We start from the raw sequence: 13,447 nt of genomic DNA, 5'->3' as shown, positions 1-13,447 counted from the left end.
TCCTGATCTTCTTTGACAACAACACCTGAAATGTCCTCTGGCAAGGATAAATTACGTTTACGTGATATCACCAAATACTTATAACCATGCTCTGTCAACCATTGGATATTGTCCTCTGTCGCAATACCTGCATCCATAACCACAATAGCTTCCTTGCTACAAGGTTTAACCATCTCCTCTAATGTTTTTGGCTCAGAAACATTACCCTTAAACAACTGACTCTTTTTGATAAACCCAGAACCATCCAGTACCAGTGCTAAGGTCACTAACATGCAGTCGCTGCGTTTTTCTTTTGATCGTCCTAAAGCGCCTAGCTCATTGCCCAATGATTGACCTTCAAAATAGGTATTGGTTAAATCATAAAGCGTCACAATTTCCTCAAATTGAAACCATGTTTTCTCTCTTTGGTATAAGGCTTCTTCAATGGCATCTTTAGACTTTAATAGGACATCTGAAATGCGGTACAGGCGATTCTTATGTAAGGTGCTAAAATCAGTCTGTAGTACCTCATCTAGCGCACTTTTGGTTTTTAAAACTTCACACGTCCTCACCTCACTGGCAGGGTACAATGTGCGTGCTAAAATCGTGGCTAGCGCGTCTTGGCACTCGCTATTGGATAAACCACATGTGCTTAGAACCTTTGGCAAATGCAGGTCTTGCGCTGCTTTGTGGACAAGGCTTTCGGCACCAATGCTTTTAATATCAGAGGATTCAACAGAGGAAATATCTACTTGCTCATAGTGCGATTCTGTCGGTGTTGTATTAAATAACGCTTCACCGTGTTTTTTAATCACAAGAGCACTTAAGCGACGTGCTTCTGCTTCAATATGATCATCCACACTCAATAGCGCATGCTCAGCACCATGAAGTAAGTCTTTAACGCGATCGGTTAACAATGTCCATTCTGACTCATCAATGGCAGTATAGCTACTGCCTAGATTTAAGAGTGTAATTTGGCGCACCTTGCCGCTTGCCATGCGCATCGTTTCAACTAAACGATAGCTGTAGTAGGTGATATCAGCGATGGTGCGTGTTTTTGTTTTGCGTATGTACATAAATTATGCAGTGATATTTTGTATTGAGCTGACTTTATCAGAGTTTGCAAGCATAAGCAATAGCAAATACATATATTATGGCACTACAAAAGTGATTTTGACATAAAATGAACGTAGGAATAAGGGTTTGAGGGGCATGAAATTGCAAAAAAAGTTCGATTTGAATGCTTTGTAATCAAAAATTTACCAACTTGGGACAAGGTCATTTATATATAATGGTTGCGGCAGATCGTCAATCGGCAACGTTGTGGGTTTCAAATGATAATGGGTTGCATTGGCAACAAAGTGGCGTGGCAATGGCTATTGGGTTTGATCAGCAAATGCCCGCCCAAGGTGATTGCGCTTTTAATGGTCAGTCCATTGCATGCCTTGCCGTCAATGATAAGAATGAACTGATTAGCATAAGCTCAGATAATAATGGCGTAAGCTGGCAAATGAGTGCTGCCATTACCCCATATAGCCCAAAAACAGAAGCTAATTTAATTAATGTTGAGGGCTTGTTTTATTTATCATATAGCAATGGCGAAGATCCGAAGTTAAGCAATGTGGAGCTTTTAGTTTCTGCAGATAATGCACACACATGGCAAAGCATAGGTGGTGACTTATCAATGCTCACTGGCAGTGACTATGGCTATATTGAAAAAGGCGGATTGCGAAATATCGCTGGCAGACTTTATGTTAATATACTCTTAGCACCTGATATGGATGTTGGAAAAGCATCGATTGGTATTTATGAGTTAAATAACAAGCAAGCGCTTATCCCTGTCAATGATATTACTTTGCCTCACGATGCATTATCGGGGCATTTTAAACTATTGGGGGAGCTAAATGATAGATTGTTTGCTCTGGTTTATCAGGGTAATCTTTTTGATAATGAAGCACCCACCAGTATTGTGTGGTCTGTTGATAACGGTAATACATGGCAGTTAATGAGTGGCGTTGGAGATCCGCAGTTTTTCAATGCATCTAATATGTTTTTATTAGGAAGTACACCTTATGTTGTAGCAAATAGCGAGGATGTAACTGCACTTTCAAGGTTACCAAGACTTACAGCCAATGGCTTTACTAAAATGGGTGATTCAATATATCGTGCCGGAGATGATGGCATTTATGCATCTAAAGATTATGGGATCACGTGGGATGCGTTGATAGATTTGACGGCTGATAGTGGTGGCATTACCTCTTATGCCTTAAAAAGTATTAACGATGATGATCTGGCATTAGCACTAACAACTGCAGCAGGTGATTTTATATGTCGCTATGATCAGTCTCAGGCAATGATAGTAGGGCGCTATGCCTTAGCAATCGATAATAATGATTATAAAATTATTGATGATGGTAACTTTGAGCTTACGCCTGATCAGTGTCATTTTGACATCCTATATCCAGATGATGAGATGATCTATGGGTATCTTAGCCCTAATACATTACAAGCCACAGGAATAAAAGCAGTTTCAGGCTATCAGATTCTGCGTGATGATAGCAATACTGTATTCAGTGCAATGCCTGTAGATAAGATCAATATTAAAGCAGATGATGCTATTGAAAAAATTGCAATTGTTGAAAATAGTGATAATACATTAACATTTATTGTTGATGGCAATCAAATCAAAAATTGTAGATTTTCTCAGCTATCGGAAGTTAAAAAAGTGGTTGCTTATAATAGTATGAATAACTTATATATCTTAAGCTCTGATAGCCTTTATCATATGGACTTAAGTAAGGTGACGGCATTAAATAATCAATGTGGCGATATTCAAGCAACTAAGATAGAAACTCCTACTGATATGAAGCTTCAAGATATGACAATCTATAATGATGCTATGGTTCTTGTAAGTGCTACTTCAGCTAATATGCAGGTAAAATCTATGAATGATGTTGAGACCAATACAGGTGCGTGGACAGTGAGTTATGTCGGCTTCCCATTGAATAGCGCTACAGCTATCTCTCCAATAACGAATCAACTCATATATGTTACTAGCGGTGGTAGTGATGCTATAGCAGGTGCTTTGATCAATCATTAAGAAACTCAATCTATTTACTTTAATCGTAATGCCCTTTGCATGAAATAATCGTGATGTGTGATGCATCAACCATATATACAAGGCGATTCACCTGATCGATGCGTCTTGACCAAGCGCCGCTTAAGTTTCCAAGAAGCGGCTCTGGTTTCCCTAAACCATCAAAAGGAGAACGTTTGCAATCTATAATCAGTTTATTGATACGTTTTAACGTTTTTTTATCTTGTGTTTGCCAGTAAAGGTAATCTTCCCAAGCATCGCTAACGAATGCAATAATCTTATTCATCAAGCAGATCTCGTTCTTGAGCTTTGCCTTCTTTGTACTCTTTAATACCTTTCATTAAATGAGCAGCATTTTTGGGTGATTGTAGTAAGTGCATAGTTTCTAAATAGCTGTTGAAAAGACTTAAAGGCAAAACAACAGCATCTTCTTTGTCACGTCTTGTTATTACCGTATAGTCATAATCCTCAACTGTTTGATCAAGGATGCGATTAAAGTTGTTCCGAGCGGATGAAAAATTTACGATTCTCATAGATCACCTCTTAAATTATGATTGTTAATGACATTATAGAGTTGAACAATATATTGTTCAAATAAAAAATTAGACGTAAGTTATGAATACTAAATAGTTGTGGCTAATAATCATTCATGTTTTAAATGTGATAAATACCTTTTAGCCATAAAGTCAATCATGCCAGTTTTAATTAGGAAAAAAATAGTTATACTATGCGCTAAGTTATTTTCCAATAACTTAGCTAGATATAAAGGAACTAAGGAAATCGATATGATCAAGTACTTGTACTTTTTTGTATCCACACTAAAAAGGATGGTTAAGCCATTGTCTTTGTCAGGTGTTGGAGGCAGAAAATTAAAGCGCAAAAAGCCTTTAGCTAAGCCGTTTGTTGCATTGTTGGTATTATTGCCAGCAATGTTGCTTGGGGGGTGTTCCTCAGGTGTGCTAGATCCGCAAGGACCTATCGCGCATCACGAGCTTAGGCTATTGATATTTGCTATTTTGTTAATGTTAATCGTGGTAATACCAGTGATTTTCTTGACGTTTTGGTTTGCATGGCGCTATCGCGACTCTGCAACCAAGTCAAAGTATCGTCCAGATTGGTCACACAGCACAGCACTTGAAATCGTCTGGTGGGCGATTCCGTGTGTGATTATTTTGATTTTAGGTATTGTAACTTGGGTGACAACGCATTCACTTAACCCGTACAAACCACTAAAATCTGATAAAGCACCTGTTGAAATTGAGGTGGTGGCATTGGACTGGAAATGGATGTTTATTTATCCGCAATATGATATCGCAACAGTGAATAAAATCGTTATCCCTGTTGGACATCCGATTAACTTTAGAATCACATCAGCAGCTCCTATGAACTCGTTCTTTATTCCGCAATTAGGTGGTCAGATTTATGCGATGACTGGTATGATTACTAAGCTTCATTTATTGGCAAGTAATCCAGGTGAGTATCGTGGCTTCTCGGCTAACTATACAGGTGAGGGTTTTGCGCATATGCAATTTTATGCAGATGCCACATCTGAGGCTGACTTTAATAAGTGGGTGCTTGAGGCTAAAACATCGAAGAAAGATCTAACTTGGGACTTTTTCTGGGATCATTTGGCAAAACAATCGATTAATAATCCAGTGACTTATTATGGTCAAGTCGATAAGAATTTGTTTAATGACATTGTTATGTATTACATGATGCCAAACTATAAACCCGGCATGATGGGGCATATGCATCATATGTCAGAAATGAGCCACTAAAGTGTGAATAAATAGGGAACGAATATGTTAGAAGCATTGATTGGAAGGTTGAGTGATCCGCACACAGCTTTCCCGTATTTGTGGGAACCCGTAAGCCAGCAGTTGATCATTCTTGGAATGTTTATCTTTATTGTTGTTGGTGGGTTGTTATTGGTAGGTGGTTTGACCTACTTCAAAAAATGGGGCTACTTATGGCGTGAATGGTTCACAACAGTAGACCATAAAAAAATTGGTATTATGTATATCATTGTCGCACTCGTCATGCTGTTTCGTGGTTTTGTCGACGCAGCAATGATGCGTACACAGCAAGCTTTAGCATCAGGTGACAGTACTGGTTATTTGATTCCACAGCATTTTGATCAGATCTTTACTGCTCACGGTGTGATTATGATCTTCTTTGTGGCAATGCCATTGATGTTTGGTTTGATGAATATTGCCATTCCTTTGCAAATTGGCGCGCGTGATGTGGCCTTTCCATACCTTAACTCATTAAGCTTCTGGCTTTTTGTAGTTGGTGTGGTTTTGGTTAATATGTCGCTATTAATCGGCGATTTTGCGCATACAGGTTGGTTGGCTTATCCACCTTATTCGGAGACCGCTTTTAGCCCCGGGGTCGGGGTTGATTACTGGATATGGGCACTGCAGATATCCGGTATAGGATCCTTGATGACGGGTGTTAACTTCTTTGTCACCATCATTAAAATGCGTTGTAAAGGCATGACATTAATGAAGATGCCGGTATTTACGTGGACATCACTTTGTTCTGTTATTTTGGTCATTGCGGCATTTCCAGTTTTAACGGTGACGTTAGCATTATTGACTTTAGATCGTTATATAGGTACAAATTTCTTTACTGTCAGTGGTGGCGGTGATCAAATGATGTATGTTAATTTGATCTGGATCTGGGGACACCCTGAAGTTTATATTTTGATTCTGCCAGCCTTTGGTATTTTCTCAGAAGTTGTTTCTGTGTTTTCTAAAAAGAAGCTATTTGGTTATGCCACTATGGTTGGCGCAAGTATTGTTATTACGATTCTTGCCTTCTCGGTATGGCTGCATCATTTCTTCACGATGGGGGCGGGCGCCAATGTGAATGCCTTCTTTGGTATTATGACAATGGTGATTGCAATTCCAACAGGGGTTAAGATCTTTAACTGGCTGTTTACTATGTTCCGCGGACGCATCACCTTTACCACACCAATGTACTGGTTAATGGGCTTTTTGGTAACATTTACCATTGGTGGTATGACCGGTGTATTGCTATCCGTGCCAGGTGTTGATTTCCAGATGCATAACAGTGTATTCTTGATTGCGCATTTCCATAATGTGATCATTGGTGGTGTTGTGTTTGGTTATTTTGCCGGACTTATCTATTGGTTCCCTAAAATGTTTGGCTTTAAGCTTAACGAGCGCTTAGGTAAATGGTCATTTTGGTTCTGGATTGTTGGCTTCTTCGTTGCTTTTATGCCGCTTTACTATTTAGGCGCTATTGGCATGACGCGTCGTTTATATCATTATGATGCGTCAACTGGATTCCAACCATGGTTGATTGTGGCTTGGATTGGTTCAATGTTGATTGCTATTGGTGTGTTGTTGCAAATCATTCAGATTATTGTAAGTATCAAAGATCGTCATAAAAACCGTGACTTAACAGGTGATCCTTGGGATGGGCGTACACTAGAGTGGGCAACAGCATCTCCTGCACCTTTTTATAACTTTGCGCATGATCCTGTGGTTGATTCATTAGATGGCTTTTGGGAGCACAAGAAAAAGGGCTTAAATATCGAGAATCGCCCTGAAGCTGAAAAGCGCCCATATGAAGATATTCATATGCCAAGAAATACTGGAGTTGCTTTTGCGATTGGTGCGTTTAGCTTGGCCTTTGGCTTTGCTATGGTTTGGCATATTTGGTGGCTAGCAGGCGTTGGGTTGTTAGGTATTCTGGCTTCCGTGATTTCACGTTCGTTTAATTACGATATTGATTACTATGTGAAAGCCAAAGAAGTTGAAGAAACTGAAGGTGAAATTGAAAAAATGAAGAAGGTGGGCGTATGAGTACTACAGCAGTAGAAAACCATCACGGTGAACATCACCACCACTATGATGGTTCCAAAAGCGTATTTGGTTTTTGGATTTATATTATGAGTGACTGCGTATTATTTGCGACTTTGTTTGCAGTATATGCGGTATTTCACACCCATACATTTGGTGGACCTAGTGCCAAAGAGCTATTTAGCTTACCATTTGTATTTATTGAAACCATGCTCTTATTGATCAGTAGCTTTACCTTTGGTCTGGCAATGCTATCGCGCAACTCAGGTAACATCAAAGTGATTACGGGTTGGTTATGGGTGACATTCCTATTTGGTCTAGGATTTATCATTATGGAGCTGTATGAATTCCATCACTTATATATGGAAGGTCATACTTGGGCGACAAGTGCATTTTTATCGTCGTTCTTCACCTTGGTGGGAACGCACGGTTTGCACGTAAGCATTGGTTTAATCTGGATTGTGAGTATGATTTTTCAAATCCGTAAGCATGGTATTACGCCAATGAGCAAAACAAAGCTAACCTACTTAGGTTTGTTCTGGCACTTTTTGGATATCGTGTGGATTTTTGTATTCTCAGTTGTCTACTTAATGGGAGCAATCTAATATGGCAGGCGAACATTTATACGATCACGAAACGGGTGCGGCATATGGCACATACAAAACCTATATCACCGGTTTTGTATTATCAATCATTATTACCGTTATCGCATTTAGCTTAGTTGGGTTTAAAGTCTTCTCTCCAGTTGGGCTGTATATCTCGGTAGCGATTTTGGCACTTATCCAATTGTATGTGCAGTTAGTATTCTTTTTGCACTTAAGTACAGACTCAAAAGCACGCTGGAATATGATTAGCTTCATATTTGCAGTGATTGTTGTATTAATTCTAGTTATCGGTACGTTATGGATTATGTTCAATCTTTGCAGCATGATGATGGTCATGTAACGTTAATGAAACTCATTAAACTTATCAAGCCGGGAATTATTTTCGGTAATATCGTTACCTTGTGCGGTGGTTTTTTTGTTGCGGTACAAGGTAATTTTTCTTGGATCGTTTTTTTAAGTGCACTCATTGGTATGGCATTTGTCATCGCCTGTGGCTGCGTTTTGAATAACTATATCGATCGCGATATTGATCAGCTCATGAAGCGTACACAAAAGCGACCATCTGCTTGTGGTTTAGTATCGTTACGTTTTGCCCTAAGTTATGCATTTATCTTAGGCATTGTTGGTTTTATGGCATTGTATCTAGGAACAAATAACCTAACGGTAATTATTGCCGCCATTGGCTTATTTGCCTATGTCGTGGCTTATACACTATGGTTTAAGAGAAGCTCAATTTTTGGGACAGTGGTTGGTGCTATTTCTGGTGCTGTTCCGCCAGTCATTGGTTATACCGCAGTGACGAATCGATTTGATGCAGTTGCATTGACGCTATTTATTATCTTAGTCTGTTGGCAAATGCCGCACTTCTTTGCGATTGCAATTTATCGCAAGGATGATTATGCCGCAGCAAATATCCCTGTCTTACCACTTAAACGTAGCATGCTGTATACTCAAGTTAATGCGCTTATTTTTGTTGTATTATATGTTATTGCGACATTAATGTTAGCAGTGGTTGCACATGTCCATTTGTTGTATTTAGCTGTTGCCTTTATCTTAGGGATTGCATGGATTGCATTGAGTATTAAAGGATTTAAGGCTGAAGATAAAGCCCATTGGGCGCGCAAGATGTTTATATTCTCCATTGTGAGTATTACCTTATTGAGCATTTTTATGGCAGTGTAGGGGTAATTCATGGGTAGTGGCAATTCATGAATTGCCACTACGGATAACTGCTCTTTGCCTCTATGATATTAGTATGCTGTAAGCAAAGACGGTGAAAAAGTACTTTCGCTTATTAAGTTGTTTGCTACAATTATCCGGAATTAAACCAACAAGGAAGACGACCTACGTGGAAGTTAGTAACTTTTTTGCCTCAATAACCTATATCCCTATTGTGTTAATGGTTATTTTATTGTTGGGCTTTGCTTGTCAATGGTTAGCGTGGCGTCTGCGATTGCCGGCAATTTTATTTTTATTGATTGTTGGGATTTTATTGGGACCTGTCAGTCAGTTAGTTTTAGGTGATCATTACCAGTTTTTGCGCCCGACACTTGTCTTTAAAGATATGTTATATCCAATTGTCTCAATTTGTGTGGCAATTATACTGTTTGAAGGCTGTATGAGTCTGAAATTTAGAGAAATTAGAGGCTTGGGTGGAACCGTTAGAAATATTGTGACCATTGGGCTTTTGATTACCGCGATTCTAACAACCTTGCTAGTGCATTATCTTTTTGATATTTCTTGGAAGGTTGCAGCTCTTATTGGTGCGATATCTTCAGTCAGTGGTCCTACGGTTGTTGTACCAATTTTGCGTAGCGTGCGCCCAACAGAAAAGCTTGCCAATATCATCCGTTGGGAAGGGATGTTGGTTGACCCGATTGGTGCGCTGTTAGCTGTGATTGTTTTTACCGCGATTACTGCTTCGCAATACAATGCCTTTTGGCATATCACCGTGCATATTCTATTGGTATTCCTCGTTGGTGGTATAGGTGGCTTGGTTGCTGGGTTTTTATTGGGTACCGTGCTTAAAAAGCAGTGGGTGCCAAGCTATTTAAATAATATGTTTGTGCTGTCTTTTGTTATTACCAGCTTTGTGATTGCTGAGCATATTGTTGAAGGTGGCGGGCTTTTGATTGTCACTATTATGGGGATTATCGTCGGTAACATGCCTAATGCCCATATTGAGGAAATTCTTGATTTTAAAGAATCCTTAAGCCTTATCTTAATATCAAGTTTATTTATTATTTTGGGTGCGAATGTTAGTTTTGAGTACTTAGAGGCTGTATGGTGGAAAGCAATTATTTTGGTGCTGATATTGCAATTTATTGTCAGACCAATTGCTGCGAGCTTCTCAACTTTAGGCAGTGAGCTTAATTGGCGTGAGCGAGTGATGGTGGGGTGGATCGCACCTCGCGGGATTGTTGCGGCTGCCGTAGCTGCATTATTTTCAATCAAGGTCATTGAAAATTTGGGCTTGCCACAAGAGGGGGAGCTCTTGGTTCTTATTGTTTTTATGATTATCTTAGGTACGGTAATTATCCAGAGTCTCACGTCGCCATTTTTGGCAAAAATATTACATGCATCGGCACCTGAGCCTCGCGGATTCTTGGTCATTGGTGGCAATACCTTAGCTCGAAGCATTGCTAAGGAGCTTCATAATAACGATGTGCATGTCGTACTTGCTGATACTAGTTGGCGTAGTGTTCAGGCGTGTCGTTTACAAGGCTTAACCTGTTATTATGGCAGCTCGGTATCAGAGCATGCTGATTGGCATTTGAATTTGGTGGGCATTGGACGCATGCTTGGTTGCTCGTCAAGTGAGCAGATGAACACTTTGGCAGCGGTTAAGTATTATCGTGAATTTGATGGGCGAGCATCTGTATTTGTCTTGCCAACAGCACAAAACAAAGCGAATTCTAAGCTCACGTATCTTACTAAGAAATACGCAAAGCGTTTGTTCAGTAAAGATCTGTCTTATCAAACATTAAGAAGTATTATCAAGCAAGGTGGGCAAGTTAAAACGACAACCATTAGTAATGAGTTTAATTGGGAGCAGTTTTTGTCCCTTAACCAACAGGCAATTCCACTATTTTATATCAATAAAAAATCACAAATTCACGTCGTTTCTCCTGATAGCCAATACACGCCTGAAGCAGGTTGGCGCGTGGTTTACCTGATGCCACCTGAAAATTGGGTGGCTGAGAGCGATGAGGAATAGTGATCAAACAAGCTAAGTTAAGTTTAAATTAGCCCTCACCCGCACAGCTGAGCTGTACGAGCAATCCCGCGAGGAGAGAGGTAACAAACCTATGCTTTGCAAAAGGAGTGCCGAGCTTGCGTAACTTGAGGATATACGTTCTAATGCCACTATCTTAAGAAGTAGCTTGTGAATATAAGCTTTGCAAAGAGCAGACATCAACCATCCTTGGCAAACTGGATTGCCACGCATCCATGCTCGCAATGACGCGTTCCCTGACTTGTCATCCTGAGCCAGAATGGCGCAAGGATCCAATGCGTAGCTGCCATGGATGGTTATTAATCCTCCTAAAGGTAGTGCCATTAGATATACCTTCTAAAATACTGCATTTAAGATCTGCAGAATCGTCCACACCATCACACCAGTGAGGACATAAAAGACGCTAAAGGCAAACACTTGACTGCGTTTGAACTCATTCAATAATTTATCGATACAAATACCAATAATAAAAGCATAGGCAAGAAAGCCAATGGCTTGATCAGTAATAAATAATGAGCTAAAAAATAAATTAATACTGATATTGCTACTTAAATACAGCATGGTGAGTAAAGTAATAGAACTAACACAAAAGATCACAATAAGTAAGATGGCAAGCTGAGTTTTGAGCCTCTTGATACTGGCGATATAGCAAATAATCGCTGCTAGTAAGAGGTTAATTGGGGCTGTTTTTAAAAACAAACTAGGTGTTAAGTAATCGCTATAATGTACAAGTGCCTGAAATTTGATTTTATCTAAGTAAATAGAGATTACCGTGATAATAATCGCAATTGCAGTGGTTTTGAAAAAAACACGCGAGTGACGCATAAGATAAAAGATATTGATAAATAAATGATCGGTATAGCTATGATATGCTGCTTTTTTTTGAATATTTAAGCTGCAAAATAATAAGGAAGTAGCACTGATAATAATAAAAATAGTGCAAATCAATAGAAAGTAAGGATTATCAACGGTTTGATGGTAGCTATAGGTGGCATTAAAAAAAGCCGTCAGAATAGCCGTTTTAATTGCGTAGCTGATTGAGATGACAAAAAAACGATATTTAGCAGGGGTTATTGCCCATAAATTTAAGATGATCAGCACAAAGATAATATTTGTTAAGGACATCGATACGACAGAGAACAAAAGACTCATAAAGTTGAAGTGATAATAAAGTATAAGTATTGAGATAAATTGTACTGCAAGACAAATCGTGAGTAGCCGCCTATGGTTAAAGCTGCGTGAGAAGATATTTAAAAAAGGCAGCAGGAAAAAGCCCAGTGAAAACAAACTCACCAGTAAAAAGTGATAGGTGGATGTGTACAGGCGGCTATTGTAATAAACATCGTGCAAAGCAACTTTTTGAATGATAAAAGCAGAGTATAAGGTAAAAGCAATACCTGAAAAGATTAAGCAGCAAAGCAGCAATAATGCATTAAGCTGCCATGTTTTAGATAACAATCTGAACATTAAGCCCTCCATTTGTAGCATTACTGACCTTCAGTTTTCCTTGGTGAATATCGATAATTTCTTTGGTAATAGCAAGTCCCAAGCCATTGCCTTTTTTCTTGGAGGAGCCTGTATAAAAAGGGGTGAATATATTGTGGATTTCATTTTCTGGAATGCCTGGCCCATTATCTGAAATATCAATAATCAGTGATGGCTTGGATGATTCTTTTAAACGTGTTTGTAAAGTGATCATCACTTCGGTGCCATGTTTAAGCCCATTATTAATGATATTGTTAATAGCACGCTTGAACGCTGGACGCTTAAGATCAAGCTCTAAATCATCATCCATTTGATTGATAAGACGTACATTTTTATTATTTTCGATGTATTCAGCAATAAGCTCATCAAAAAAATCACAAACATTAGTCTGTTCAAACTGAATACCACTTAGCCAGTTTTCTTTGGAGAAAAGGACAAGATCATCAAGCATATGATTGATTTCGTGAATGTCACGTTGATCCTTGATTGATAGTTCACTTTGATCTTGTAAACGGCGCCCTTGAATGCGTGCTAACGGTGTTCTGATATCATGACAGGTCATTGCAAGAAGCTTGTTTTGATAGGTTAATACATGGTTGATTCGATCTTGCATGAAGTTAAAGGTATCTGCAGTTTCCTTAGCGAAAATTCCGTGTTGCATTTGGATCGGTGTGGCTTCAAGACGAAGTCCCATATCTTGCGCGAAGCGTTGGAATTCAAAAAAAGGAATACTCCATTTAATTTGAATTAAAAATAACAAAATAAATAAAAATAACACGCTAACAACAACGCCAAAGACAATGCTAACAGGGGTATTCAGTTGGAATTTTGAGTAATAAACGACATTAAGCCACGTCCCGTTGCTATTTAAAAAGCTCTCACATTTATTAATTGGTTTTTCAACTTTATTCAACAATTGTGAAATGCCTAACTGAGTGCATGATGGGAAAGTTGAATAAAAAGCAAAGCGATCATGAATATAGTTGTCCTCATTAGTTTCGATGTTAGCTAGATCAAATAAACTTAAGGTTGATATGCCATTTTGTTTTGTCGGGTCGTAGTTTTTAATCTCAGCTGAGCGTTGAAAGTTGATGCCGGAATAAACATAGTAACTTGAGGTAATAAATTGCAGGAAGATTAAAAAAAATGCACAACTGATGCCGATATGAAAAGCCTTTTTTTGACTGCGAATGACTTTGCGAAGGTTGATATTCAT

Annotated in this window: 12 protein-coding genes; 7 read left to right on the top strand and 5 right to left on the bottom strand. The window is 38.9% G+C overall.

Annotated features, from left to right (window positions below; translation table 11 throughout):
* A partial coding sequence (locus F3D68_RS02185; RefSeq protein ID WP_151192884.1) for a transposase occupies positions 1 to 1,055 on the bottom strand: 1,055 nt, incomplete at its 3' end.
* A gap of 215 nt (positions 1,056 to 1,270) precedes the next feature.
* Here F3D68_RS02185 and F3D68_RS02180 point away from each other — a divergent pair.
* A complete protein-coding gene (locus tag F3D68_RS02180; RefSeq protein WP_151192883.1) occupies positions 1,271 to 3,079 on the top strand; it encodes a hypothetical protein in 1,809 nt (602 codons plus the stop codon).
* A 19-nt stretch (positions 3,080 to 3,098) separates the two neighbouring features.
* On the opposite strand, the gene F3D68_RS02175 is transcribed toward F3D68_RS02180, so the two are convergent.
* Positions 3,099 to 3,362 carry a Txe/YoeB family addiction module toxin gene (locus tag F3D68_RS02175; RefSeq protein WP_117002299.1) on the bottom strand — a complete coding sequence of 88 codons (264 nt, stop codon included), beginning with the start codon at positions 3,360 to 3,362 and terminating at the stop codon, positions 3,099 to 3,101.
* Entirely contained in the window at positions 3,355 to 3,609 is a 255-nt protein-coding gene (locus tag F3D68_RS02170; protein WP_151192882.1) for a type II toxin-antitoxin system Phd/YefM family antitoxin, read from the bottom strand. The genes F3D68_RS02175 and F3D68_RS02170 overlap by 8 nt, the downstream gene beginning before the upstream one ends.
* Before the next feature lie 252 nt (positions 3,610 to 3,861).
* On the opposite strand from F3D68_RS02170, the gene cyoA reads away from it, so the two are divergent.
* The 6 genes from cyoA (at position 3,862) to F3D68_RS02140 (ending at position 10,728) form a co-directional block, all read left to right on the top strand.
* On the top strand, positions 3,862 to 4,854 hold the full coding sequence (gene cyoA, locus F3D68_RS02165) for a ubiquinol oxidase subunit II (protein ID WP_224728207.1): 993 nt from the start codon (positions 3,862 to 3,864) through the stop codon (positions 4,852 to 4,854).
* Positions 4,855 to 4,878: 24 nt separating this feature from the next.
* On the top strand, positions 4,879 to 6,909 hold the full coding sequence (gene cyoB, locus F3D68_RS02160; RefSeq protein ID WP_151192881.1) for a cytochrome o ubiquinol oxidase subunit I: 2,031 nt from the start codon (positions 4,879 to 4,881) through the stop codon (positions 6,907 to 6,909).
* Positions 6,906 to 7,511, top strand: a complete 606-nt coding sequence (cyoC, locus tag F3D68_RS02155; RefSeq protein WP_117002296.1) for a cytochrome o ubiquinol oxidase subunit III — start codon at positions 6,906 to 6,908, stop codon at positions 7,509 to 7,511. The genes cyoB and cyoC overlap by 4 nt, the downstream gene beginning before the upstream one ends.
* 1 nt (position 7,512) lies before the next feature.
* The gene (gene cyoD, locus F3D68_RS02150; protein ID WP_151192880.1) at positions 7,513 to 7,851 is read left to right on the top strand and encodes a cytochrome o ubiquinol oxidase subunit IV; all 339 of its coding nucleotides are present in this window, start codon (positions 7,513 to 7,515) and stop codon (positions 7,849 to 7,851) included.
* Complete coding sequence (gene cyoE / locus F3D68_RS02145) at positions 7,809 to 8,693, top strand: heme o synthase (protein ID WP_151192879.1); 885 nt, start codon at positions 7,809 to 7,811, stop codon at positions 8,691 to 8,693. The genes cyoD and cyoE overlap by 43 nt, the downstream gene beginning before the upstream one ends.
* Before the next feature lie 166 nt (positions 8,694 to 8,859).
* Complete coding sequence (locus F3D68_RS02140; protein WP_151192878.1) at positions 8,860 to 10,728, top strand: cation:proton antiporter; 1,869 nt, start codon at positions 8,860 to 8,862, stop codon at positions 10,726 to 10,728.
* Positions 10,729 to 11,082: 354 nt separating this feature from the next.
* On the opposite strand, the gene F3D68_RS02135 is transcribed toward F3D68_RS02140, so the two are convergent.
* Together F3D68_RS02135 and F3D68_RS02130 are read right to left on the bottom strand one after the other, a co-directional pair.
* Positions 11,083 to 12,213 carry a hypothetical protein gene (locus tag F3D68_RS02135; RefSeq protein WP_151192877.1) on the bottom strand — a complete coding sequence of 377 codons (1,131 nt, stop codon included), beginning with the start codon at positions 12,211 to 12,213 and terminating at the stop codon, positions 11,083 to 11,085.
* Positions 12,194 to 13,447 (bottom strand): sensor histidine kinase, encoded by a 1,254-nt coding sequence (locus F3D68_RS02130; protein ID WP_117002290.1) that lies wholly within the window; start codon positions 13,445 to 13,447, stop codon positions 12,194 to 12,196. Before F3D68_RS02130 ends, F3D68_RS02135 begins: the two co-directional genes overlap by 20 nt.

The organism is Cysteiniphilum sp. JM-1, from assembly GCF_008711525.1.
GTDB lineage: Bacteria > Pseudomonadota > Gammaproteobacteria > Francisellales > Francisellaceae > Caedibacter.
The sequence above is the reverse complement of the archived record's forward strand: the minus strand, read 5'-3'. Positions and strand labels throughout refer to the sequence as shown.

Coding starts and splice junctions, on each gene's coding strand:
- F3D68_RS02180 (WP_151192883.1), top strand. CDS start 1,271: ATGGTTGCGGCAGATCGTCAATCGGCAACGTTGTGGGTTTCAAATGAT.
- F3D68_RS02175 (WP_117002299.1), bottom strand. CDS start 3,362: ATGAATAAGATTATTGCATTCGTTAGCGATGCTTGGGAAGATTACCTT.
- F3D68_RS02170 (WP_151192882.1), bottom strand. CDS start 3,609: ATGAGAATCGTAAATTTTTCATCCGCTCGGAACAACTTTAATCGCATC.
- cyoA (WP_224728207.1), top strand. CDS start 3,862: ATGATCAAGTACTTGTACTTTTTTGTATCCACACTAAAAAGGATGGTT.
- cyoB (WP_151192881.1), top strand. CDS start 4,879: ATGTTAGAAGCATTGATTGGAAGGTTGAGTGATCCGCACACAGCTTTC.
- cyoC (WP_117002296.1), top strand. CDS start 6,906: ATGAGTACTACAGCAGTAGAAAACCATCACGGTGAACATCACCACCAC.
- cyoD (WP_151192880.1), top strand. CDS start 7,513: ATGGCAGGCGAACATTTATACGATCACGAAACGGGTGCGGCATATGGC.
- cyoE (WP_151192879.1), top strand. CDS start 7,809: ATGGATTATGTTCAATCTTTGCAGCATGATGATGGTCATGTAACGTTA.
- F3D68_RS02135 (WP_151192877.1), bottom strand. CDS start 12,213: ATGTTCAGATTGTTATCTAAAACATGGCAGCTTAATGCATTATTGCTG.
- F3D68_RS02130 (WP_117002290.1), bottom strand. CDS start 13,447: ATGAATATCAACCTTCGCAAAGTCATTCGCAGTCAAAAAAAGGCTTTT.